Source organism: Variovorax paradoxus NBRC 15149 (assembly GCF_001591365.1).
Lineage (GTDB): Bacteria > Pseudomonadota > Gammaproteobacteria > Burkholderiales > Burkholderiaceae_C > Variovorax > Variovorax paradoxus.
Map to the genome: position 1 here is coordinate 290671 of NZ_BCUT01000007.1, position 20851 is coordinate 311521.

Below are 20851 nucleotides of genomic sequence, written 5' to 3' on the forward strand. Positions count from 1 at the left end.
TGGACGTTCTGGAGAGATGAAATGAATGCGAGCGAAATCCTGAGCGGCATCTGGCAGCAGGCGGGCCTGCCGCCCGAGGCCCTGCAGCATGTGCGGCTCACGGGCGAAGACCCGGTGCTGCCCTCGTCCTTCGCGGTGGGCGCGGCTGCGCAGAGCACCATCGCGGCGGCGGCGCTCGCGGCCTGCGAGCTCGGGCATCTGCGCGGCGCCGCGCGCCAGCAAGTGGCCGTCGACATGCAACATGCGGCGCTCGACTGCACCGGCTGGTTCAGCCTCGACGGGCGCGTGCCCGATCCATGGGACAGCTTCTCCGGGCTGTACCGCTGCGCCGACGGCTGGGTGCGCATCCACGCGAACTTCGCGCATCACAGGGAGGGTGCGCTGCGGCTGATGAAGCTGGACCCGGCCGCCGCCACGCGTGCCGATGCGGAGGCGGTGATGGCCACCTGGCGCGCGCTCGATTTCGAAGACGCGGCCGCCGCGCAAGGCCTGGTGGCGACTGCACTGCGCCGCTTCGACGAATGGGATGCCATGCCGCAAGGCCAGGCGATCGCAGCGCAGCCGCTCTTCACCATCGAACGCATCGGCGACGCGCCGCCGCGCGCGCTGCCGCCGCTGCGTGAAGACCAGCGGCCGCTCACCGGCGTACGCGCGCTCGACCTGACGCGCATCCTCGCGGGCCCCGTGGGAGGCCGCGCGCTGGCGGCCTATGGCGCCGACGTGATGCTCGTCAATTCACCGCACCTGCCGAACATCGAATCCATCGCCGAAACCAGCCGCGGCAAGCTGTCGGCGCATGTGGACCTGCGCACCGAGGCGGGCCGCGCCACGCTGCGGCAGCTCGGCGCCGAGGCCCATGTCTTCGTGCAGGGCTACCGCCCCGGCGGCATCGCGGCGCTGGGCTTCGGGCCGGCGGAACTCGCGCGGCTCGCGCCCGGCATCGTGTGCGTGTCGCTCACGGCCTATGGCACGCAGGGCCCGTGGGCGCAGCGCCGCGGATTCGATTCGCTGGTGCAGACCGCCATGGGCTTCAACCATGCCGAAGGCGAAGCAGCCGGCGACGGCAAGCCCAGGCCGCTGCCGATGCAGATCCTCGACGAGGCCACGGGCTACCTGATCGCCTTCGGCGCCGCCGCGGCGCTCTGGCGGCAGCAGCAGGAAGGCGGCAGCTGGCATGTGCAGGTGTCGCTGGCGCAGACCGGCCGATGGCTGCGCGGGCTCGGCCGCGTGCCCGGCGGGCTGTCGATCGCCAGGCCCGACCTGAAGCCCTATCTGGAGACCTCGGCCTCGGGCTTCGGCGAGCTGGCCGCGCTGCGCCACAGCGCGCAGCTGTCGCGCACGCCGGCCGCATGGCCGCGCCCGTCGATGCCGCCGGGCAGCCATGCGCCGGCCTGGCCCGGCGGCCCCGGGCAGTGAGAAACTTGGCGCATGCAGACGACGAACAGATACGAAGGAAGGCCGTTGCTGCGGCTGGTGGATTGCCTGGTGCTGGACGCCATCGACCAGCTCGACGACGCCAAGCGCGCCAAGCTCGAGGCGCTGGAGCCCACGCTCGCCCAGACCTTCAGTGCGAGCGGCACCTGGCAGGAAATGGTCGGCACCCAGATGGGCTTTGCCGACGACGTACAGGACCAGATCCGGCAGTTCTGGCGCAGCTACCTCGACCGTGCAGAAGAGCAGCAGCTGCGCGCGGACCCGCAGGAGTTCGTGATCGAGTTCGTGGCGCTGAACTTTCCGGACCTGGCTCCGCCGCGGCGCTGAGCCTTCGGCGTCATGCGGGCGCGGGCAGCAGCAGCTGCCGCTGTGCCTGCACCGTCTCGCGCAGGAACTCCCACACCGCCTGCATGCGCACCAGGTGCTTGGTTTCCGCGGGCATCGACATCCAGAACGTGCGCGTGAAATTCGCCTGCCCCGGCAGCACGGGCTTGAGCGCGCCGTCGTTCTCCGCGATGAAGGCCGGCAGCACCGCGATGCCCGCGCCCGCCGCCACCGCGCGGTGCTGCGCGAGCACGCTGGTGCTGCGCAGCGCAAAGGCATCGGGGCGGTGCAGCTCGTCCAGGTACTGCAGCTCCTTGCTGAAGAGCAGGTCGTCCACGTAGCTGATGAAGGTGTGGCCGCGCAGGTCTTCGCGCGCCTTGATGGGCTTGTGCGCGGCCAGGTACTTCTTCGATGCATAGAGCCTGAGCGTGTAGTCGGTGAGCTTGCTCACGACCACCGGCCCGCGCGCCGGGCGTTCGAGCGAGATCACGATGTCGGCCTCGCGCCGCGACAGGTGCACCAGCCGCGGCATCGCGAGCAGGTCGATGGTGAGCTTGGGATGCTGCTGCGCGAAAAGCGCCAACTGCGGCGCCAGCACGACGGTGCCGAAGCCCTCGGTGGCGCCGATGCGGATCAGCCCCGACAAGCCCTCCTGCGAGGCCGGCGCGGTGCTTTCCACCGCCTGGAACGCGCTTTCCATGGCCTCGACCTGCGGCTGCAGCTTGCGGCCCGCCTCGGTGAGCCGGTGGCCGCCCGACTCGCGCGAGAAAAGCGGCGCGCCCACTTCCTTTTCGAGCGCCTGGATGCGCCGCGCCACCGTGGTGTGGTCCACCTCGAGCCGGCGCGCGGCGCTCATCAGCGTGCCCGAGCGGGCCAGCTCCAGAAAGTAGCGAAGGTTGTCCCAGTCCATGTGCTCGCGTTCCCTTGGGTTGGCTCTGCATTTTTGCAAAGCGATAGCGCATATTTGTCTATTGTCATGGCAAATCTGCAAAGCTAGGATGCGTGCTGAACCTGCCATGCAGGCCCCGTATTCACAGGAGACAAAACCCCATGGACGCCACCACCACCCCCAAGACCCAGGTCGCCACCGTCAAGCTGTTGATCGGCGGCAAGTTCGTCGAATCCAAGACCACCGAATGGCGCGACATCGTCAATCCGGCCACGCAGGAAGTGCTGGCCCGCGTGCCGTTTGCCACGCAGGCCGAACTCGACGCCGCCGTGGCCTCCGCCAAGGACGCCTTCAAGACCTGGCGCAAGACGCCCCTCGGCGCGCGCGCCCGCATCTTCCTGAAGTACCAGCAGCTCATCCGCGAGAACATGGGCGAGCTGGCCGCCATCCTCACGGCCGAGCAGGGCAAGACGCTGCCCGATGCCGAGGGCGACGTGTTCCGCGGCCTCGAAGTGGTCGAGCACGCATCGAACATCGGCAACCTGCAGCTCGGCGAACTGGCCAACAACGTGGCCAACGGCGTCGACACCTACACGCTGCTGCAGCCGCTGGGCGTGTGCGCCGGCATCACGCCGTTCAACTTCCCGGCCATGATCCCGCTGTGGATGTTCCCGATGGCCATCGTCACCGGCAACACCTTCGTGCTCAAGCCCTCGGAGCAAGACCCGATGGTCACGATGCGCCTGTGTGAGCTCGCGCTCGAAGCCGGCATTCCGCCCGGCGTGCTCAACGTGGTGCATGGCGGCGAAGCGGTGGTCAACGGCATCTGCGACCACAAGGACATCAAGGCGATCAGCTTCGTCGGCTCGACCAAGGTCGGCACGCACGTCTACAACCGCGCCACGCTGGCCGGCAAGCGCGTGCAATGCATGATGGGCGCGAAGAACCACGCCATCGTGATGCCCGACGCCAACAAGGAGCAGACGCTCAATGCACTGGCAGGCGCAAGCTTCGGCGCGGCCGGCCAGCGCTGCATGGCGGTGTCGGTGGCGGTGCTGGTGGGCGAGGCGCGCAACTGGGTGCCCGAACTGATCGCCAAGGCCAGGACGCTGAAGATCGGCGCCGGTACTGAAAAGGGCGTGGACGTGGGGCCGCTGGTGTCGTGCGCCGCCTTCGACCGCGTGAACAGCCTCATCGAACGCGGTGAAGCCGACGGCGCCAAGCTGGTGCTCGACGGCCGCAAGCCGACGGTACCCGGCTACGAGAAGGGCAACTTCGTCGGCCCGACGATCTTCACCGGCGTGAAGCCCGGCATGACGATCTATGACCAGGAAGTGTTCGGCCCGGTGCTGTGCGTGGCTGACGCCGAGAACATCGACGAGGCGATCGAGCTGATCAACAGCAATCCGAACGGCAACGGCACGGCCATCTTCACGCAGTCGGGCGCCGCGGCGCGCCGCTTCCAGGAAGACATCGACGTGGGCCAGGTCGGCATCAACGTGCCGATCCCGGTGCCGGTGCCGATGTTCTCGTTCACCGGTTCGCGCGCGTCCAAGCTCGGCGACCTGGGGCCGTACGGCAAGCAGGTCATCATGTTCTACACGCAGACCAAGACCGTGACGGCACGCTGGTTCGACGACAGCACTGTCTCGCACGGCGTCAACACCACGATCAGCCTCAAGTGAGCCGCGCGTTCCGCGCTGTCGCGTCATCGGCCGTGCTGCTGCTCGCCGCCGGCGCGCATGCGGCCGATGATGCCAACCCGCTGGACTGCAGGCCCGACGGCAACCAGCAGCAGATGACCGCCTGCGCGGTGCGCGACTTTCGCGCCGCCGACGCCGCGCTCAACATCCACTATGGCGAGGTGATGAAGACGCTCTCGCCGCAGATGCGCGTCGCGCTGCGCACCGAGCAGCGCACCTGGCTCAAGGGCCGCGACCCCTCTTGCAAGCGGGCCTCGAAAGCGAACGAAGGCGGCTCCATCTGGCCGCTGGTGTTCAATTCATGTCTGGAGAAGTCGACCCGGCAACGGACTGCCGAACTGGATCGCTGGAAGGGGCGCGAACAATGAATTTCGAATTGTCCGAAGAGCAGAACGCCTTTGCGCAGACCGCGCGCGATTTTGCACAGGCCGAGTTCGCGCCGCATGCGGCACGGTGGGACGCGGAGGCCATCTTCCCGAAGGAGGCCATCGCCAAGGCCGGCGAGCTGGGCTTCTGCGGGCTCTATGCGCCCGAGCGGATCGGCGGCCTCGGCCTGCCGCGGCTCGACTCGGCGCTGGTGTTCGAGGAGATGGCGGCGGTCGACCCTTCGACCACGGCCTTCATCACGATCCACAACATGGCGACCTGGATGCTCGGCACCTGGGCGACCGACGCGGTGGCCGCGCAATGGGGCGAAGACCTCACGAGCGGGCGCAAGCTGGCTTCCTATTGCCTCACCGAGCCGGGCGCCGGGTCTGACGCGGGCTCGCTCAAGACGCGCGCCGAACTGCAGGGCGCCGAGTACGTCATCAATGGCGGCAAGGCCTTCATCTCGGGCGCCGGGTCGACCGACGTGCTGGTGCTCATGGCGCGCACGGGCGGCGGCGGCGCGGGCGGCATCTCTGCCTTCGCGGTGCCGGCCGATGCACCGGGCGTGAGCTATGGCAAGAAGGAGCACAAGATGGGCTGGAACAGCCAGCCCACGCGCACCATCAGCTTCGACAACGTGCGCGTGCCGGCCGAAAACCTGCTGGGCAAGGAAGGCGAGGGCTTTCGCATCGCGATGAAGGGGCTCGATGGCGGCCGCATCAACATCGCGACCTGCTCGGTGGGCGCGGCGCAGGGCGCGCTCGATGCGGCGCGCCGCTACCTGCATGAACGCCAGCAGTTCGGCAAGCCGATAGCGAGCTTCCAGGCGCTGCAGTTCAAGCTGGCCGACATGGCGACGGAACTGGTTGCGGCGCGGCAGATGGTGCGGCTCGCGGCAAGCAAGCTCGATGCGGGCCATGCCGATGCCAGCACCTACTGCGCGATGGCCAAACGCTTCGCGACCGATGCGGGATTCAACGTCTGCAACGACGCGCTGCAATTGCACGGTGGCTATGGCTACCTGAGCGAATTCCCGCTCGAGCGGCTGGTGCGCGATACCCGCGTTCACCAGATCCTCGAAGGCACCAACGAGATCATGCGCGTGATCGTTGCGCGAAAATTGCTGGAAGGGGACAGCGATATCCGCTGAGGCCCCGCACCCAGAACCTCTCAAGACAATGACCGACTCCGTAGTTCTCTTCGACGAAATCAAGACCGCCGGCGGCAAGCGCTTTGCCACCGCCACGCTCAACGCACCCGCCTCGCTCAACGCGCTGTCGGTGGACATGGTGCGCCTGCTCACGCCCAAGCTGCGCGAATGGGCGAAGGACGACGGCATCGTCGGCGTGCTGCTGCAGGCGGCCGGCGAAAAGGCCTTCTGCGCCGGCGGCGACCTGCGCCAGCTGTACCAGACGCTGCTCGAATGCGGCCCCGCGCGCAACACCTACGCCGAAGACTTCTTCCGCGAGGAGTACGAGCTCGACTACCTGATCCACACCTTTCCCAAGCCCTTTCTCTGCTGGGGCCACGGCATCGTGATGGGCGGCGGCGTGGGGCTCATGTCGGGCTGTTCGCACCGCGTGGTCACGGCGCAGAGCCGCATTGCCATGCCCGAGATCAGCATCGGCCTGTACCCCGACGTGGGCGGCAGTTGGTTCCTGCGCCGCACGCCAGGCCGCACGGGCCTGTTCCTGGCGCTTACGGCCGCCAACCTCAATGCGGCCGACGCCATCTTCTGCGGCCTGGCCGACGTGCTGGTGCCGCACGAACGCAAGGGCCAGGTGCTCGAAGCGATTGCCGCCGCGCCATGGCGCGGCGAGCAAAAGGCCGACCGCGCCGAGCTCTCGCGCATCCTCGCGCGCGCGGGCGAGGGCGCCGAGATGCCGCCCTCGAAGGTGCGCGAACACTACGACACCATCAACGCGCTGATGGCCGGCGACGATCTGCTCGACATCGCCAAGCGCCTGCGCAGCCTGCAGAGCGACGATGCCTGGCTGCAGTCCGCCGCCAAGACCTTCGCCAAGGGCGCACCCAGCTCGGCCGCGCTGAGCTTCGAGCTCTGGCAGCGCGTGCACCGCATGTCGCTGGCCGAGGTGTTCCGGCTCGAATACTGGGCCTCGCTCGGCTTCTGCGCGCACAAGGACTTTGCCGAGGGCATCCGCGCGGTACTGATCGACAAGGACCGCAATCCGCGCTGGAACCCCGCCACCATCGAAGAGATCACGCCCGCCTTCATCGAGGACCACCTGCGCCCGCGCGGCCAGATGCCCGCGGAGCTGGCTGCGCTGGCCTGAGCCTCTTTCACGAATACAACGGAGACAACATCAAATGAAAATCGCATTCATCGGCCTCGGCCACATGGGCGGACCCATGGCCCTGAACCTGCGCAAGGCGGGCTTTGCGGTCAAGGCCTTCGACCTGTCGGACGAGGCCTGCAAGAAATACGCGGCCGAAGGCCTGGCCATTGCCGCATCGGCCGCTGAATCGGTGACCGATGCCGACGTGGTCATCAGCATGCTGCCGGCCAGTGCGCACGTGGAAGGCCTGTTCCTCGGCAGCGGCGGCAGCAAGCCCGGCCTGCTCGACAGCATCCGTGCCGGCACGCTCGTGATCGACAGCAGCACCATCGCCGCCGCCACCTCGCGCAAGGTGGCCGATGCGGCCGCCGCCAAGGGCATCGCGATGATTGATGCGCCGGTTTCCGGCGGCACGGGCGGCGCGATTGCGGGCACGCTGACCTTCATGGTCGGCGGCGAGGCCGACGACCTCGAACGCGCGCGCCCCGTGCTCGAGAAGATGGGCGCCAACATCTTCCACGCGGGCGGCGTGGGCGCGGGCCAGACCGCCAAGATCTGCAACAACATGCTGCTCGGCATCCTGATGATCGGCACCTCGGAGGCGCTGGCGCTGGGCGTGGCCAACGGGCTCGATCCCAAGGTGCTGTCCGAGATCATGCGGCGCAGCTCGGGCGGCAACTGGGCGCTCGAAAAGTACAACCCGATGCCCGGCGTGATGGAAACCGCGCCCGCATCGAAGAACTACGCAGGCGGCTTCGGCACCGACCTGATGCTCAAGGACCTGGGCCTGGCGCAGGAAAACGCCACCGCCGTGCGCGCCGCCACGCCGCTGGGCGGGCTGGCGCGCAGCCTCTATGCCGCGCACAGCCTGGCGGGCCATGGCGCGCTCGATTTCTCGAGCGTGCTGAAGCTGCTGCAGAAGGCTTCGACCTAGCTTTCGGGCTTCTAGCCGAACAGGGCGTCGCTGGCCCACAGAAGGCCCAGCACGCCCACGAACAGCAACAGGAACACGGCCCATGCGCGCGTGAACGCCTGCGTCTCCGTGACTTCGGCGGGAGCCGTTTCGGGCGGCTTAGGAGCGCTGGGCGTGTGTGGGTTCATTCCCGACTGTACCCCGCGCGCCCGGTTTTGACGCCGCACGCGTCCTCGACATGGCCAGCAGCACGCCGGCCGCGAGCAGATTGGCGCCGATGCCGGCGAGGATCGGCAGCAGGTAGCTGCGGCTGAGGTCGAACGCAAAGCCCGCCGCGCTCGGCCCGACCAGGGTGCCGAAGGCCACGCTGGTGTACAGCACGCCCAGGATCGCGCCGATGCTGCGGCCGCCGAAGTAGTCCATGACCAGCGCGGGCAGCAGCGCGACGAAGCCGCCGTAGAACACGCCGTAGGCAAACGCGAATGCGGCCAGCCCCCAGAACCCGCTGGACACCGCCCACACCACCAGCGAAAGCGCCATGCCGGCCGACATCAGCGGCAGAGCCAACTGCCGCCCGAGCCGGTCGGCCAGTCCGCCAAGGAAAAATCGCCCCGCGGTGCTGCCGATGCCGATGGCGCCGAGCAGCAGCACGGCCGAGCCGGCCGGCAGGCCGTGGTCGAGCGCGTAGGGCACCAGGTGGACGAAGGGAACGAACAGCCCGAACGAGCTGATCAGGCAGGCCGCATAAAGGCCGGCGAAGCGGCGCGAGCTGATCGCGTCCCGCACCGTGGAGCCTGCGGGCACGGCCGACGACGCCTGCGGCTGCAGTGGATCGCCGTCGGGCGCGAGCCCGCGATGGCGCGGATCGTCCTCGATCAGCAGCGCCATGCCGGCGCCCACCACCACGGCCAGAACGCCCAGCGCCAGGTAGGCGTGGCGCCATCCCAGCGCCTCGATGAGGAGCGACGCCAGCGGCGGCATCGCCAGCGTGCCCACGCCGATGCCGCTCACCGCCAGCCCCGAGGCGAATCCGCGCCGCCTGACGAACCAGCGCTGCACTGCGCCCAGCACCGGCACATAGGAGGCGCCGACGCCGAGCCCGACGCCCAGGCCGTAGGCCAGGCAGGCCTCGGCCAGGCTGCGCGCCTGTCCCGCGGCCGCCAGGCCCAGGCCCACCAGCACCATGCCCGCGACCGCCAGCCGCCGCGCACCCCACCGGTCCGCGAGCGGGCCGCTGACCACGCCGAGCCCGAAGTAGAGAAAGCCCGCGAGCGAGAACACCAGCGACGCCGAGCCGCGCGAGGCACCGAAGTCGCGCTGCAGCGATTCGAGGAAGGCGCTGAAGGTGTAGGCACTGCCAAAGCCCACGAGCGTGACGGCGAAGGCACCGGCCACCACGAACCAGCCGCGGAAGAGGCGTGTGCGGGGCGGCGGATGGGAGGAGAAGGAGGTCAAGGGCGGGTCTCCGGGTTTGCTCAGAATATCTAATGGCTGGAGAATGGTCTCCGGCGCGGGAGAGTGAATGCTCCTCCTTCCCGGACAGCCTCGCAAACCAGATTTTCTGAAGCGATCGGATCAGATCAGCTAAACCATGGACCACCGGCTCCCGCCGCTCAACGCGCTGCGCGCCTTCGAGGCGACAGCCCGCCATCTCTCGGTGAAGAACGCGGCCGACGAGCTGTGCGTGACCGCCGGCGCCGTGAGCCAGCTGATCAAGTCGCTGGAGTTGCACCTGGGCATTGCGCTCTTTCGCCGCGCGAACCGCGGCATCTTCCTGACCGATGCGGGCCAGGCCTACCTGCCGCCGGTGCGCCATGCCTTCCGGCAGATCAGCGATGCCACGCGCCGCATCGCCGCGCCCGCGGAAACCGGCATCCTCACGGTGAGCACCACGCCGTTCTTCGCGTCGGCCTGGCTGGTGCCACGGCTGAAGAGCTTTCACGATGCGCATCCGGACATCGACCTGCAGGTGGTGAGCAGCACCGCGCTCGCCGATTTTTCGCGCGACGGCGTGGACGTGGCGATCCGCCATGGGCTCGGCCGCTATCCCGGCTTGATCAGCCAGCGCGTGCTCACGGTGGAGATCGTTCCGGTTGCAACGCCGGCCCTGGTCAGGCAGCTCGGCATGCCTGCATCGCCGGCCGATCTCACGCGCTGGCCGCGCGTGAACGATGCCGAGCGCAAGGCGTGGCGGCTGTGGTTCGAGGCGCAGGGCCTCGACGATGCAAAGCCGGCACGCGGCCCGTCCTTCGATGATTCGGGCCTGCTGCTGAAGGCGGTGCTTGCGGGGCAGGGCGCGGGCTTGCTGCCGGCGGCGCTGGTGGCGGACGAGGTGGCCGAAGGCCGGCTGGTCCAGCTGTCGGAAGCCGCGTGGCTCGAAGACTTTGCCTACTACCTCGTGCACCCCGAAGACAGCCGCCACAGGCCGAAGGTCGCGGCCTTCCGCGAATGGATCGCTGCCGAGTCCAGCAGAAAAGCTGCCAGGCCGCCCAGGAAGACGCCTGTCAAAGCAGCTCGATCCCGGGCAGGCTCTTGAAGCAGCTCTCGCGCGTGATGCGCACGAAGTCCGCGAGCCACGGCTGCCCGGACGTGCCCTGCGTGCAGGCCATGTACAGCCGCCCCGTGAGGCCCCGGGCGCCCACGCGCCGCGCCGTGACATAGCCGCGGTCCAGGTAGTTCTGCACCGCCCACAACGGCAGCGTGGCCACGCCGCGCCCGCTGGCCACCAGCTGCAGCATCGCCACCGTGAGTTCGGTCGTGCGCCGGTGCGCGGGCGCCACGCCGGCCGGTGCCAGCACCTGGCGCACGATGTCCAGCATCTCGTCGGGCACGGGGTAGGTGATGAGCGTCTGGTCGGCAAAGTGGCGCGCCGTGAGATGCGGCTTGGCTGTCAGCGCATGGTCGTTGGCGAGCAGCGCGACGATCTCGAAGCGGAACAGCGCGTGGTAGTCCACGGTTTCGTCGGGGTCCTGCTCGGAGACGATCGCCACCTCGGCGCGGTTCTGCATCACCAGCGCGATCGGGTCGGGATGAAAGCCCGAGACGATGTCCAGCTCGATCTCGGGCCAGCGCTGGCGGAAGGCATCCATGGCCGGCATCAGCCAGTCGAAGCAGGTGTGGCACTCGACCACGATGCGCAGCTGCCCGCTGCGGCCCAGCGCCAGCCGCGCCACGTCGCGCTCGGCTTCCTCCACCAGCGGCAGCGCGGCATCGGCCAGATGCAACAGGCGCAGCCCCGTGGTGCTGAACTGCGGCGGCACCGACTTGCGCTCGAAGAGCTGCGCGCCATAGCGGTCTTCGAGCAGCTTGATCTGGTGCGACAGCGCCGACTGCGTGAGGTTCAGCAATTGCGCCGCGCGCACCAGGCTGCCGGTGTCGCGCAGCGCAACGAGCGTGCGCAGGTGGCGTATCTCGAGGATCGACTGCAACATGAATTATTTTCAAGTGAATGGGCAAAATGTTTCGTTTGAATCATAGGCCCCAAAGCCCGACCATTGCCGGTTCCCAAGATCCAGCGACCGGAATACCTGCAATGACCACCCGTACCCACATCCTCGGCTTTCCGCGCATGGGCGCGCACCGGGAACTCAAGTTCGCCCTCGAAAAGCACTGGCGCGGCGAGATCGACCACGCTGCGCTGGAAGAAGTTGGCGGCCAGCTGCGCGCGCGCCACTGGCAGGCCCAGCGCGACGCCGGACTCGACTACGTGACGGTGGGCGACTTCGCCTGCTACGACCACGTGGCCAACCACATCCAGCTCTTCGGCTGCGAGCCGGCGCGCTTCGGCTTCAAGGGCGACGAGCCCGAGCTGTCGCGCTATTTCAAGATGGCGCGCGGCGTGGAAGACCAGGCTGGCCATGTGCACGATGCCGGCTGCGACCACGGCAGCGAAGGCACCTTCGCGCTGGAGATGACCAAGTGGTTCGACACCAACTACCACTACCTCGTGCCCGAGTTCACCGCGGCCACGCAGTTCAAGCTGGCGTCGACGCGGCTCTTCGACGAGGTGGCCGAGGCGCAGCAGGCCGGCCATGCGGTCAAGGCCGTGCTGCTTGGGCCGCTGAGCTTCCTGTACCTCGGCAAGGAGAAAGAGGCGGGCTTCGACCGCCTCTCGCTGCTCGATGCGCTGCTGCCGGTGTACGAGCAGGTGCTGAACCGGCTCAAGCAGCAAGGCGTGGAGTGGGTGCAGATCGACGAACCCATCCTCGGGCTCGACCTGCCCGATGCCTGGCGCAACGCCTTCGAGCGCGCCTACTGGCAGCTGGCGCGCAGCGCGTCCAAGCTGCTGCTGGCCACCTACTTCTCGCCGCTCTCCGACAACCTGCGCCTGGCCTGCCAGCTGCCGGTGGCCGGCCTGCACGTGGACGCCGTGCGCGCGCCGCAGGAGCTGACCGGCGTGGCCGACTGGCTCGCCACGCACAAGGTGCTGTCGATCGGCATCGTCGACGGCCGCAACATCTGGCGCACCGACCTGGACGCCGCGCTCGCCACGCTGCGCCCGGTGGTCGACAAGCGGCGCGGCGAGCTCTGGATCGCACCATCGTGCTCGCTGCTGCACGTGCCGTTCAGCCTGGCCGCGGAAAAAAAGCTCGATGCGGAACTCAGGTCTTGGCTCGCCTTTGCCGTCGAAAAGCTCGGCGAACTGCGCGTGCTGCGCGCCGTGCTCGATGGCAGCGAAGACTCGGTGGCAGAAGAGCTCGAAGCCACACGCGCCGCAGTGGCCGCAAGGCGCAGCAGCCCGCGCGTGCATCGCGCGGACGTGGCGCTGCGGCTCGCGCGCAGCGTGGCCGGCGACGACCAGCGCGCATCCTCCTTCGGCCAGCGGCAGCGGGTGCAGCGCGCGCGCTTCGCATTGCCTGCGCTGCCCACCACCACCATCGGCTCGTTTCCGCAGACCCCGGAGATCCGCGCCGCGCGCGCCGCCTTCAAGCGCGGCGAGCTCGATGCCGCGGGCTACCGCGAGAAGATGCGAGCCGAGATCGCGCTGGCCGTGCGCAAGCAGGAAGAACTGGGCATCGACGTGCTGGTGCATGGCGAGGCCGAGCGCAACGACATGGTCGAGTACTTCGGCGAGCAGCTCGACGGCTTTGCCTTCACCGCCAACGGCTGGGTGCAGTCGTACGGCTCGCGCTGCGTGAAGCCGCCGGTGATCTTCGGCGACGTGGCGCGCCCCGCGCCGATGACGGTCGAGTGGACCGCCTATGCGCAGAGCCTCACCCAACTGCCGATGAAGGGCATGCTGACGGGCCCCGTCACCATCCTGCAATGGTCCTTCGTGCGCGACGATCAGCCGCGCAGCGTCACCTGCGAGCAGATCGCCTGGGCGATCCGCGACGAGGTGGTGGACCTCGAGGCGGCCGGCATCGGCATCATCCAGATCGACGAGCCCGCCATCCGCGAAGGCCTGCCGCTGCGCCGCGCCGGCTGGCCGGCCTACCTGAAGTCGGCCACGCGCGCCTTCCGCATCAGCGCCTCGGGCGTGTGCGACCAGACGCAGGTCCACACCCACATGTGCTATTCGGAGTTCAACGACATCCTGCCCGAGATCGCGGCCATGGACGCCGACGTGATCACCATCGAGACCAGCCGCTCCGACATGGAGCTGCTGCGAGGCTTCGGTGGCGAGAACAGCGCGGGCGGCTTCCGCTACCCGAACGAGATCGGCCCCGGCGTGTACGACATCCATTCGCCGCGCGTGCCCTCGGTGGGCGAGATCGTGCGCCTGATGCGCAAGGCCGCCGGCGTGGTGCCGCCCGGGAACCTGTGGATCAACCCCGACTGCGGCCTGAAGACCCGCGGCTGGCCGGAGACCGAGGCCGCGCTGTCGAACATGGTGGCGGCGGCGAAGCTGCTGCGCGCTGAGTTGGCGGCGGCCTGAGGCAGAGACGGGCAATCATGGCGGGCGCCAATAATGGCGCCATGCTTGCCTCTTCAGTCGCTTCGCGGCGCTTCTTTCGCGCGCCTTTTCTTCTGCTGCTGTCGCTGTTGTTCGCCTCAGCCATTGCCTCTGCGCAAGACCGTGCCCAGGCCCTGCTGCAATTCGAGGGCGTGCAGGCCCGCTACCAGGCGGCCTATGCGCCGGGGGCGGTGTCGCGCGATGCGCGCCAGCTGCTCGAGCCTCCTGACCAGGCCATTGCCGGCAAGGCGCTCCAGGCGCTGGACGCGGCCGCCGCGCGGTCCTTCGACGTGGCCGCATCCGTGGCCGCCATCCAGCAGGAAGTGGCGGCTGCGGGCAAGGGCGGTGCGGCGCCGGGTGCGCAGGTGCAGGCCGCGGTGGCCCGGTTCTCGAAGCTGCGTGCCGACTACGCCGCCATGGACGACGCGGGCAAGCAGGAATTCTTCAACCGTGAACGCGCCAGCCCGGCCGATCCCGCGCGCACCGAACTGCTCGAGCGCATGGCCGTGGCCGACCTGCGCGAAGTCGACTTTTCGAGCCAGCTGCTGCTGAGCTCGGTCGCCAAGCAGCTGGCGCGCGGCAACGCCGGGCAGTTCACCTCGCTGCCGGACCGCACGCTCGACATGGCCGTCGACACGCTGTGGTCGCGCGGCATCACCTCGCCGCGGCCGCGCAACCTGCTGACGGTGGCGCGCGAGTTCGAGAGGCAGGTCACGCAGGCGCTGCTCGCGGCGCTCCCCGATGCGGACGTGGCCGCCTTGCTTGCCTGGCGCAACGATGCGCAGGCCGCGGCCGAACGCGAAGCGCTGGTGGGCAGCTACCGCGCCGAGGTCAAGGGAAGCGGCGCCGTGGCGATCCGGACGCTGGTGCGCGGCTGGCCGCGTTCCTGAGCCCGCAGTGGCTGGCATGCAACATGCGTGGGCCATCTTGCGCGATACTCGCCGCCCGGCGGAGCCAGAGAAAAAAGCACACCGATTGGGACGAATTTCTTAAGCGAAGTGTGCACTTTGGCGTTCACGCCAAAAAGTTCCCCGTCATTGTTTCAGTTTCATGAACACTGCGATTCAGTTTGACTAGGGTTTTCCCTTGTCATCCTGATGCAAACTTCAGGGCATCCAAAGCCCAATCAAGAAGGAAATTGAAATGAAGACCTCGAACATCCTCGCCGCCGCCGCTCTGTCCCTGCTCGCCGCTGCCGGCGCCCATGCAGAAACCTACGAAGGCGTGCAGCCCCTGAGCTCCGGCTACAGCCGCGCCGACGTGGCTCCCCAAGCCGCCGCCGCTGCCCGCGAAGGCAATGTCTACAGCGACGCCGCTTCGGCCACCGTGGCTCCCGTGCTGGCTGCTTCGACCGACCGCGCCGCAGTCCGCAGCGAAGCTGTTGCCGCCGCCCACGCGCCCGGCCAGAACCTGCGCCGCGAAGCTTTCGCCGGCAGCGTGGTTCCCTCGCAAGCACGCAGCTTCACGCGCCAAGCCGGCCTGTAAGAAGGCGGGCACAAGAGAAGGGACGGCGGCATCGGCCGCGCGCTTTTCTCTGCAAGACAAAAGCCGGACGGCGCCCCAGGTGCCGTCCGGCTTTTTGCGTTTTCAGCGCTGCCGCGGCGCGGCGTGGTGGCAGAAGCAGTCGGGTGCGTGGTCGTCGACGATGCCGGTGGCCTGCATCCATGCATAGACGATCACCGGCCCCACGAACTTGAAGCCGCGCTTCTTCAGGGCCGCCGACATCTGTTCCGAAAGCGGCGTCTTCGTCGGCACCGCGCCGGTCCTGTTGACGATGGGCTTGCCGCCGGCCATGCCCCAGACGAATTCCGAAAAATCCTCGCCCGCGGCCTGCATCGCCAGGTAGGCGCGGGCGTTGCCGATGGTGGCCTCGATCTTGGCGCGCGAGCGCACGATGCCTGCGTCCAGCATCAGCCGGTCGACGTCGGCCGCAGTGAACCGTGCCACTTTTTCGGGCACGAAGCCCTCGAATGAAGCACGGAAGGCATCGCGCTTGCGCAGGATCGTGAGCCACGACAGGCCCGCCTGGAAGCCGTCGAGCATGAGCTTTTCCCACAGCGCGCGGCTGTCGCGCTCGGGCACGCCCCATTCGGCGTCGTGGTAGGAGGCCAGCAGCGGATCGCTCTGGGCCCAGGTGCAGCGGGGCTTGGTTTCGGAGGGCATCGGGTGGTGGGTTGGGTTCGTCTTCTACGGGGAGTGGTTCGGACTTTAACCACCGATACTCGAGCCCTCATGATCTCAGTCCATCTCCACGGCCAGCGCTTCCAGGTGCGGGCCGCCGCGGTCATTCTTCATGCGGGCCATGCGCTGCTTCACCGGGCACCAGGGGACGATTACTGGGCCTTGCCAGGCGGCAGGGTCGAAGTCGGCGAAGAGGCCTCGGCCACCATCGTGCGCGAGATGAGGGAGGAGCTTGGCGAAGAAGTCGAATGCGGCCGGCTGCTTCATGTGGCCGAGAATTTCTTTGACCTGGCGGGCCGGCGCAACCACGAGATCGGTTTCTATTTTCTTGTCTCGCTGCCCGAGGATTCGCCCCATCTCGACAAGGCGCGAAGCTACCGGGGCATCGAGAGCCACCTGGAGCTGGAATTCCGCTGGTTTCCGATCGCGCAGCTGGCGGCCGTCAATCTGCGGCCCACCTTTCTTCCGGCTTCGCTCGCGGCCGACCCGCTGGTCTTCTCGCACGCGGTCCAGCGTGAATACCCATGAGTGGCGAGCGCCACCTGTTCAATGTGTTCGGCCAGGTCATGGCCATTGAAAGAGCCGACGACCGCTGGCACGGCTACTTGATGGGGCCCGATGGCAAGCGCCGCAGGATCCAGCTGGCAATTCCATCCGACGTTTCTCGCGCCGAGCTGTCGCAGTATCTCTACGACATCTATCACGAGCAGGCGACGCCGACCAACGGCGATGTCTTCGAGATCTTCCAATGACAAGCAACCATCGATTGCACAAGTCCCGCCGCGAGACGCTGCCCTTGGCCGCGCGCGTGGCCGGCCTCTATCGCGGCGCCTTCCTGGCCGACGCCTTTGCCATCGACCTGCCGCCGGGCGCCACCCGCGATGTGATGGCGCTTGCGCGCTTTGCGTTCGAGCGTCCCGCGCCTTGGGTCAGCGCACTGTTGGCGCTGCGCGACCGCTTGGTCGGCGGCTTCGGCATCAAGACGGCCAGTGCGCTGCGCGCCGGCACGCCGGACGGTGCGCCGCGCATCGGCATCTTTCGCATCTACGAAACGCATGCCAACGAGGTGGTGCTGGGCGAGGACGACCGGCACCTGGATTTCCGCGTTTCGGTGATGCGCTCCGTGGCGGGAGATTCGCTCACGGCCGTCACGGTGGTGCACTGCCACAACCTCTTCGGCCGCAACTACATCCGGCTGATCGCGCCGTTCCACCGGCGGGTGGTGCGTTCTGCGCTCGAACGCGCGGCGCGCTCGGGCTGGCCCGCGGAAGCGGCGGGCTGAACTCGGCGGAACGCCTGGTTACCGATTGGAACGTTTGCTTGAACTTTCCCTTCCGGCAGCGGCTCTGGAGGGGGAAGGCCGAGGGGAGCCGCCGGTGTAGACTGCCAGGTTTTTCGTTCTGGCGGGTATGGCGCAAGTTTCACAGCGCACAGTTTTCAACGGCTCGGCGCTTGTTCGCTTGCTCTCTCGGCTGACCGATGCCGACGTTCGCGAACCCCGGCAGGCCACCGCGGATCGATTGAGCCAATGGTTCGGCTGGACCGACGCCATTTCGCTGTCGGCCGCGCTGGACGGCGCCGTGGCGGCCGCAGCGCCTTCGCGCGCGCGGGCTTCCGCGAGCGCCGAGGAGCGCGAATGCGTCCGTGCGCGAGCCGCATTGGCCAAGGCCGTGGCCGAGGACGGCGCTGTCGCGGCAGCCGTCGACTTCACGCCGTTTCGCCGCCGCCATCTCGCGCTGCAACAGGCCATGGAAGCGGGCATCGGCCCGTTGCGCGGCCGCTTGCGGGCGCTGCTGGCGGCCAGGTCGCCGGCCATGGCCCGGCTTGCGGCCGTGGACGTGGTGATGGAGCAGGTGCTGGCGGCGCGCGAGCACAGCCTGCTCGCGGCCGTGCCCGCGCTGCTCGAAAAGCATTTCACGCGCTTGCGCCAGGCCAGCCCGGAGACGATGGGCGAACCCGAGGGCGAGGCAGAGGCCGGCGAGTGGCTGCATGTGTTCCGCAAGGACATGAAGAACGTGCTGCTCGCCGAACTCGATTTCCGATTCCAACCGATCGAAGGGCTGCTCGAAGCCCTTCGCATGAGGCCACCAGAGTGCCATGAATAGATTCCTCCACTACGCTGTTTTTGCCGCGGGCCTGGCCGTCGTCTGCTGGGTCGGCGCCGGATACGTCGGCTCGCACACGCTGGCGCTCGCCGTCACGATGCTGGTCGGCGCGTTCTACCTGATGGGGGCGCTGGAACTGCACCGCTTCCAGCAGGCCACCGCCACCTTGTCGCATGCCGTGGCGGCTCTTTCCGACCCGCCCGCGAGCCTGGGCGCGTGGCTCGACCGGCTGCATCCCACGCTGCGCAACGCGGTGCGCCTTCGCATCGAGGGCGAGCGCGTCGGCCTGCCGGGCCCGGCGCTCACGCCCTACCTGGCCGGACTGCTGGTGCTGCTGGGCATGCTGGGCACCTTCCTTGGCATGGTGGTCACGCTGAACGGCACCGGCATGGCGCTGGAAAGCGCGACGGACCTGCCGGCCATCCGCGCCTCGCTGTCGGCGCCCGTGAAGGGCCTGGGGCTGGCGTTCGGCACTTCGGTGGCCGGCGTGGCCGCCTCCGCGATGCTGGGGCTGGCCTCGGCACTGTGCCGGCGCGAGCGGCTGCAGGCCGGGCAGATGCTCGACAGCAAGATCGCCACCACGCTGCGCGCCTATTCGCTGGCGCACCAGCGCGAGGCCTCGTTCCAGCTGCTCGAGCAGCAGGCCCACCAGATGCCGCGGCTGGTCGACCAGCTGCAGGCCATGATGGCGGCGATGGAGCGGCAGAGCCAGGCCCTGAACGAGCGCCTTGCCGCCGGGCAGGCGCAGTTCCACACCAAGGCCGAGGCCGTGTATGCCGGGCTGGCGTCCTCGGTCGACCAGTCGCTCAAGCAGAGCCTGAGCGAAAGCGCGCGCATCGCCGGCGCGACGATCCAGCCGGTGGTCGAGGCCACCATGGCGGGCATCGCGCGCGAGACGGCCTCGCTGCACGACACCGTAGCGCGCACCGTGCAGCAGCAGCTCGATGGCCTCTCGAGCCGCTTCGAGGCCACCACCGCCAGCGTGGCGGGCACCTGGCAGGCTGCGCTCGCCGATCACCAGCGCACCTCCGAGGCGCTGTCGAGCGACCTGCGCGCCTCGCATGACCGCTTTGCCGAAACCTTCGAGCAGCGCTCGGCCTCGCTGGTGGAAGGCGTCTCGGCCCGGCTGGAAAGCACCGCAGGTAGCGTGTCGGACACCTGGGGCAGCGCGCTCGCGCAGCACCAGCGCGTCAGCGAAAAGCTGTCGCAGGAGGCGCAGCAGTCGCTCGCGGCGGCGGCGGCCGGCTTCGAGCAGCACTCGGCCTCGCTGCTGCGCACCGTGCAAGAGGCGCATGCCACGCTGCAGGCCGACATCGCAGCGCGCGACGATCAGCGGCTGTCGGCCTGGACAGAGGAGCTGGCCACGGTGTCCGCATCGCTGCAGCAGGAGTGGCAGCAGGCGGGCGCGCACACGGCAAGCCAGCAGCAGCAGCTCTTCGATGCGCTCGCGCAGACCGCGCGCGACATGTCGACCCAGGCCGAGGCGCATGCGAAGAACACGGTCGGCGAGATCGCGCGGCTGCTGCAGGCCGCATCGGAAGCGCCGCGGGTGGCGGCCGAAGTGGTGGCCGAGCTGCGCCAGAAACTGTCCGACAGCATGGCGCGCGACAACGCGATGCTGGAAGAACGCAGCCGCATCATGGAAACGCTGGGAACCCTGCTCGATGCGGTGAACCACGCCTCCACCGAGCAGCGCTCGGCGGTCGATGCGCTGGTGGGTGCATCGGCGGACGTGCTGGACCGCGTGGGAAGCCGCTTCACCGAGAAGATCGACGAGGAAACCGGCAAGATGGCCGCGGTCGCCGCGCAGATCACCGGCAGTGCCGTCGAAGTGGCAAGCCTTGGCGAGGCCTTCGGCTTTGCCGTGCAGCTGTTCAGCGAATCGAACGACAAGCTGGTGGCCCATCTGCAGCGCGTCGAGGGTGCGCTGGGCAAATCGATCGCGCGCAGCGACGAGCAGCTGGCCTACTACGTGGCGCAGGCGAGGGAAGTCATCGACCTGAGCATCATGTCGCAGAAGCAGATCGTCGAAGACCTGCAGCAGATCGCGAGCCGGCAGGCCGCCGTGGGCAGCGAAGCGTGATGCGCGACGATCTCGACGCCGGCCTGGAGCCGAGCGTGCCGGTGTGGGCGGTCTTCGGCGACCTGATGTCGGGGCTGGTCGGGGCCTTCGTGCTGATCCTCGTGGGCGCGCTCGGCATGCAGCTGGACCTGGCCGCCAGGCTGCAGGCCGAGGTGCAGCAGCGCCAGGCCGAGACGCAGCGCCGCGAGGCGCTCGAGCAGGCGCTGGCCGGGCCGCTCGCGGCGGGCCGCGTCACGCTGAACAACGGGCGCATCGGCATCAGCGGCAGCGTGCTGTTTGCCTTCAACTCGGCCGACCTGCAGCCCGAGGGCCGGCAGGTGCTCAAGAGCCTGGCTGCGCCCGTGGCCAGCTACCTGCGCGCGCGCGACGAGGTGCTGATGGTGAGCGGCTTCACCGACGACCGGCAGATGCGGCAGTCGAAGGACGGCAACCGGCCGTTCGCCGACAACTGGGAGCTCTCGGCCCAGCGCGCCTTGACGGTGACGCGGGCCCTGATCGAGGAGGGCGTTCCGTCGTCGTCGGTGTTTGCCGCGGCCTTCGGTTCCGAGCAGGCGGTGGCATCCAATGCCGACGCCGAAGGGCGCGCGAAGAACCGGCGCGTCGAGATGGCGCCCACGCCGCGGCAGGCCGGCGCCGGCACCAAGTCCCGTGAATAGC

22 protein-coding genes are annotated in these 20851 nt (G+C 68.6%); 17 read left to right on the forward strand and 5 right to left on the reverse strand.

Annotated features, from left to right (window positions below):
- Positions 1–21: 21 nt before the first annotated feature.
- Together VPA02S_RS26975 and VPA02S_RS26980 are read left to right on the forward strand one after the other, a co-directional pair.
- Complete coding sequence (locus VPA02S_RS26975) at positions 22–1416, forward strand: CoA transferase (protein WP_062366733.1); 1395 nt, start codon at positions 22–24, stop codon at positions 1414–1416.
- Positions 1417–1428: 12 nt separating this feature from the next.
- Positions 1429–1761: a hypothetical protein gene (locus VPA02S_RS26980; RefSeq protein WP_012748357.1), complete on the forward strand. Its 333-nt coding sequence runs from the start codon at positions 1429–1431 to the stop codon at positions 1759–1761.
- Between the two features lie 10 nt (positions 1762–1771).
- Here the strand turns inward: VPA02S_RS26980 and VPA02S_RS26985 are convergent, their stop codons facing one another.
- Positions 1772–2668 carry a LysR family transcriptional regulator gene (locus tag VPA02S_RS26985; protein WP_062366735.1) on the reverse strand — a complete coding sequence of 299 codons (897 nt, stop codon included), beginning with the start codon at positions 2666–2668 and terminating at the stop codon, positions 1772–1774.
- A gap of 140 nt (positions 2669–2808) precedes the next feature.
- Between VPA02S_RS26985 and VPA02S_RS26990 the strand changes: the two genes are divergently transcribed.
- The 5 genes from VPA02S_RS26990 to mmsB are packed head-to-tail and all read left to right on the forward strand — an operon-like array spanning position 2809 to position 7950.
- Complete coding sequence (locus tag VPA02S_RS26990) at positions 2809–4332, forward strand: CoA-acylating methylmalonate-semialdehyde dehydrogenase (protein WP_062366737.1); 1524 nt, start codon at positions 2809–2811, stop codon at positions 4330–4332.
- Between the two features lie 32 nt (positions 4333–4364).
- On the forward strand, positions 4365–4718 hold the full coding sequence (locus tag VPA02S_RS26995) for a lysozyme inhibitor LprI family protein (protein WP_244883774.1): 354 nt from the start codon (positions 4365–4367) through the stop codon (positions 4716–4718).
- Positions 4715–5869, forward strand: a complete 1155-nt coding sequence (locus VPA02S_RS27000) for an acyl-CoA dehydrogenase family protein (protein ID WP_062366741.1) — start codon at positions 4715–4717, stop codon at positions 5867–5869. The genes VPA02S_RS26995 and VPA02S_RS27000 overlap by 4 nt, the downstream gene beginning before the upstream one ends.
- Positions 5870–5897: 28 nt before the next feature.
- Entirely contained in the window at positions 5898–7013 is a 1116-nt protein-coding gene (locus VPA02S_RS27005) for an enoyl-CoA hydratase/isomerase family protein (RefSeq protein WP_062366743.1), read from the forward strand.
- Between the two features lie 34 nt (positions 7014–7047).
- Positions 7048–7950 (forward strand): 3-hydroxyisobutyrate dehydrogenase, encoded by a 903-nt coding sequence (gene mmsB / locus VPA02S_RS27010; protein ID WP_062366745.1) that lies wholly within the window; start codon positions 7048–7050, stop codon positions 7948–7950.
- Positions 7951–7961: 11 nt separating this feature from the next.
- Here the strand turns inward: mmsB and VPA02S_RS32040 are convergent, their stop codons facing one another.
- On the reverse strand, positions 7962–8117 hold the full coding sequence (locus tag VPA02S_RS32040) for a hypothetical protein (RefSeq protein WP_169804850.1): 156 nt from the start codon (positions 8115–8117) through the stop codon (positions 7962–7964).
- Positions 8089–9384: an MFS transporter gene (locus VPA02S_RS27015; protein WP_062366747.1), complete on the reverse strand. Its 1296-nt coding sequence runs from the start codon at positions 9382–9384 to the stop codon at positions 8089–8091. Before VPA02S_RS27015 ends, VPA02S_RS32040 begins: the two co-directional genes overlap by 29 nt.
- A gap of 136 nt (positions 9385–9520) precedes the next feature.
- On the opposite strand from VPA02S_RS27015, the gene gcvA reads away from it, so the two are divergent.
- Positions 9521–10465 carry a transcriptional regulator GcvA gene (gene gcvA / locus VPA02S_RS27020; protein WP_062366749.1) on the forward strand — a complete coding sequence of 315 codons (945 nt, stop codon included), beginning with the start codon at positions 9521–9523 and terminating at the stop codon, positions 10463–10465.
- On the opposite strand, the gene VPA02S_RS27025 is transcribed toward gcvA, so the two are convergent.
- On the reverse strand, positions 10434–11360 hold the full coding sequence (locus VPA02S_RS27025) for a LysR family transcriptional regulator (protein WP_062366751.1): 927 nt from the start codon (positions 11358–11360) through the stop codon (positions 10434–10436). The genes gcvA and VPA02S_RS27025 overlap by 32 nt on opposite strands.
- Before the next feature lie 101 nt (positions 11361–11461).
- On the opposite strand from VPA02S_RS27025, the gene metE reads away from it, so the two are divergent.
- The 3 genes from metE (at position 11462) to VPA02S_RS27040 (ending at position 15310) form a co-directional block, all read left to right on the forward strand.
- Entirely contained in the window at positions 11462–13807 is a 2346-nt protein-coding gene (gene metE, locus VPA02S_RS27030; protein ID WP_062366753.1) for a 5-methyltetrahydropteroyltriglutamate--homocysteine S-methyltransferase, read from the forward strand.
- A 41-nt stretch (positions 13808–13848) separates the two neighbouring features.
- Positions 13849–14715 carry a hypothetical protein gene (locus VPA02S_RS27035; RefSeq protein ID WP_244883776.1) on the forward strand — a complete coding sequence of 289 codons (867 nt, stop codon included), beginning with the start codon at positions 13849–13851 and terminating at the stop codon, positions 14713–14715.
- Positions 14716–14968: 253 nt separating this feature from the next.
- Positions 14969–15310 (forward strand): hypothetical protein, encoded by a 342-nt coding sequence (locus VPA02S_RS27040; protein WP_018905642.1) that lies wholly within the window; start codon positions 14969–14971, stop codon positions 15308–15310.
- Between the two features lie 102 nt (positions 15311–15412).
- On the opposite strand, the gene VPA02S_RS27045 is transcribed toward VPA02S_RS27040, so the two are convergent.
- Complete coding sequence (locus tag VPA02S_RS27045) at positions 15413–15988, reverse strand: DNA-3-methyladenine glycosylase I (RefSeq protein WP_062366757.1); 576 nt, start codon at positions 15986–15988, stop codon at positions 15413–15415.
- Between the two features lie 69 nt (positions 15989–16057).
- On the opposite strand from VPA02S_RS27045, the gene VPA02S_RS27050 reads away from it, so the two are divergent.
- The 6 genes from VPA02S_RS27050 to VPA02S_RS27075 all read left to right on the forward strand — a co-directional run bounded on the left by VPA02S_RS27050 (position 16058) and on the right by VPA02S_RS27075 (position 20850).
- Complete coding sequence (locus VPA02S_RS27050; protein WP_062366758.1) at positions 16058–16534, forward strand: NUDIX hydrolase; 477 nt, start codon at positions 16058–16060, stop codon at positions 16532–16534.
- Positions 16531–16758, forward strand: coding sequence for a DUF7661 family protein (locus VPA02S_RS27055; RefSeq protein WP_062366760.1), 228 nt, complete (start codon positions 16531–16533; stop codon positions 16756–16758). The genes VPA02S_RS27050 and VPA02S_RS27055 overlap by 4 nt, the downstream gene beginning before the upstream one ends.
- 14 nt (positions 16759–16772) lie before the next feature.
- Positions 16773–17288 carry a DUF2867 domain-containing protein gene (locus VPA02S_RS27060; protein WP_244883778.1) on the forward strand — a complete coding sequence of 172 codons (516 nt, stop codon included), beginning with the start codon at positions 16773–16775 and terminating at the stop codon, positions 17286–17288.
- A gap of 127 nt (positions 17289–17415) precedes the next feature.
- Positions 17416–18111 (forward strand): DUF3348 domain-containing protein, encoded by a 696-nt coding sequence (locus tag VPA02S_RS27065; RefSeq protein WP_062366763.1) that lies wholly within the window; start codon positions 17416–17418, stop codon positions 18109–18111.
- On the forward strand, positions 18104–20194 hold the full coding sequence (locus VPA02S_RS27070) for a DUF802 domain-containing protein (RefSeq protein WP_062366765.1): 2091 nt from the start codon (positions 18104–18106) through the stop codon (positions 20192–20194). Before VPA02S_RS27065 ends, VPA02S_RS27070 begins: the two co-directional genes overlap by 8 nt.
- Complete coding sequence (locus VPA02S_RS27075) at positions 20194–20850, forward strand: OmpA family protein (RefSeq protein ID WP_018905648.1); 657 nt, start codon at positions 20194–20196, stop codon at positions 20848–20850. Before VPA02S_RS27070 ends, VPA02S_RS27075 begins: the two co-directional genes overlap by 1 nt.
- Position 20851 lies beyond the last annotated feature (1 nt).

What these genes read in the sequence shown, in the direction of transcription:
- VPA02S_RS26975 (WP_062366733.1), top strand. Translation starts at nt 22, where the DNA reads ATGAATGCGAGCGAAATCCTGAGCGGCATCTGGCAGCAGGCGGGCCTG.
- VPA02S_RS26980 (WP_012748357.1), top strand. Translation starts at nt 1,429, where the DNA reads ATGCAGACGACGAACAGATACGAAGGAAGGCCGTTGCTGCGGCTGGTG.
- VPA02S_RS26985 (WP_062366735.1), bottom strand. Translation starts at nt 2,668, where the DNA reads ATGGACTGGGACAACCTTCGCTACTTTCTGGAGCTGGCCCGCTCGGGC.
- VPA02S_RS26990 (WP_062366737.1), top strand. Translation starts at nt 2,809, where the DNA reads ATGGACGCCACCACCACCCCCAAGACCCAGGTCGCCACCGTCAAGCTG.
- VPA02S_RS27000 (WP_062366741.1), top strand. Translation starts at nt 4,715, where the DNA reads ATGAATTTCGAATTGTCCGAAGAGCAGAACGCCTTTGCGCAGACCGCG.
- VPA02S_RS27005 (WP_062366743.1), top strand. Translation starts at nt 5,898, where the DNA reads ATGACCGACTCCGTAGTTCTCTTCGACGAAATCAAGACCGCCGGCGGC.
- mmsB (WP_062366745.1), top strand. Translation starts at nt 7,048, where the DNA reads ATGAAAATCGCATTCATCGGCCTCGGCCACATGGGCGGACCCATGGCC.
- VPA02S_RS32040 (WP_169804850.1), bottom strand. Translation starts at nt 8,117, where the DNA reads ATGAACCCACACACGCCCAGCGCTCCTAAGCCGCCCGAAACGGCTCCC.
- gcvA (WP_062366749.1), top strand. Translation starts at nt 9,521, where the DNA reads ATGGACCACCGGCTCCCGCCGCTCAACGCGCTGCGCGCCTTCGAGGCG.
- VPA02S_RS27025 (WP_062366751.1), bottom strand. Translation starts at nt 11,360, where the DNA reads ATGTTGCAGTCGATCCTCGAGATACGCCACCTGCGCACGCTCGTTGCG.
- metE (WP_062366753.1), top strand. Translation starts at nt 11,462, where the DNA reads ATGACCACCCGTACCCACATCCTCGGCTTTCCGCGCATGGGCGCGCAC.
- VPA02S_RS27035 (WP_244883776.1), top strand. Translation starts at nt 13,849, where the DNA reads ATGCTTGCCTCTTCAGTCGCTTCGCGGCGCTTCTTTCGCGCGCCTTTT.
- VPA02S_RS27040 (WP_018905642.1), top strand. Translation starts at nt 14,969, where the DNA reads ATGAAGACCTCGAACATCCTCGCCGCCGCCGCTCTGTCCCTGCTCGCC.
- VPA02S_RS27045 (WP_062366757.1), bottom strand. Translation starts at nt 15,988, where the DNA reads ATGCCCTCCGAAACCAAGCCCCGCTGCACCTGGGCCCAGAGCGATCCG.
- VPA02S_RS27050 (WP_062366758.1), top strand. Translation starts at nt 16,058, where the DNA reads ATGATCTCAGTCCATCTCCACGGCCAGCGCTTCCAGGTGCGGGCCGCC.
- VPA02S_RS27055 (WP_062366760.1), top strand. Translation starts at nt 16,531, where the DNA reads ATGAGTGGCGAGCGCCACCTGTTCAATGTGTTCGGCCAGGTCATGGCC.
- VPA02S_RS27065 (WP_062366763.1), top strand. Translation starts at nt 17,416, where the DNA reads ATGGCGCAAGTTTCACAGCGCACAGTTTTCAACGGCTCGGCGCTTGTT.
- VPA02S_RS27070 (WP_062366765.1), top strand. Translation starts at nt 18,104, where the DNA reads ATGAATAGATTCCTCCACTACGCTGTTTTTGCCGCGGGCCTGGCCGTC.
- VPA02S_RS27075 (WP_018905648.1), top strand. Translation starts at nt 20,194, where the DNA reads ATGCGCGACGATCTCGACGCCGGCCTGGAGCCGAGCGTGCCGGTGTGG.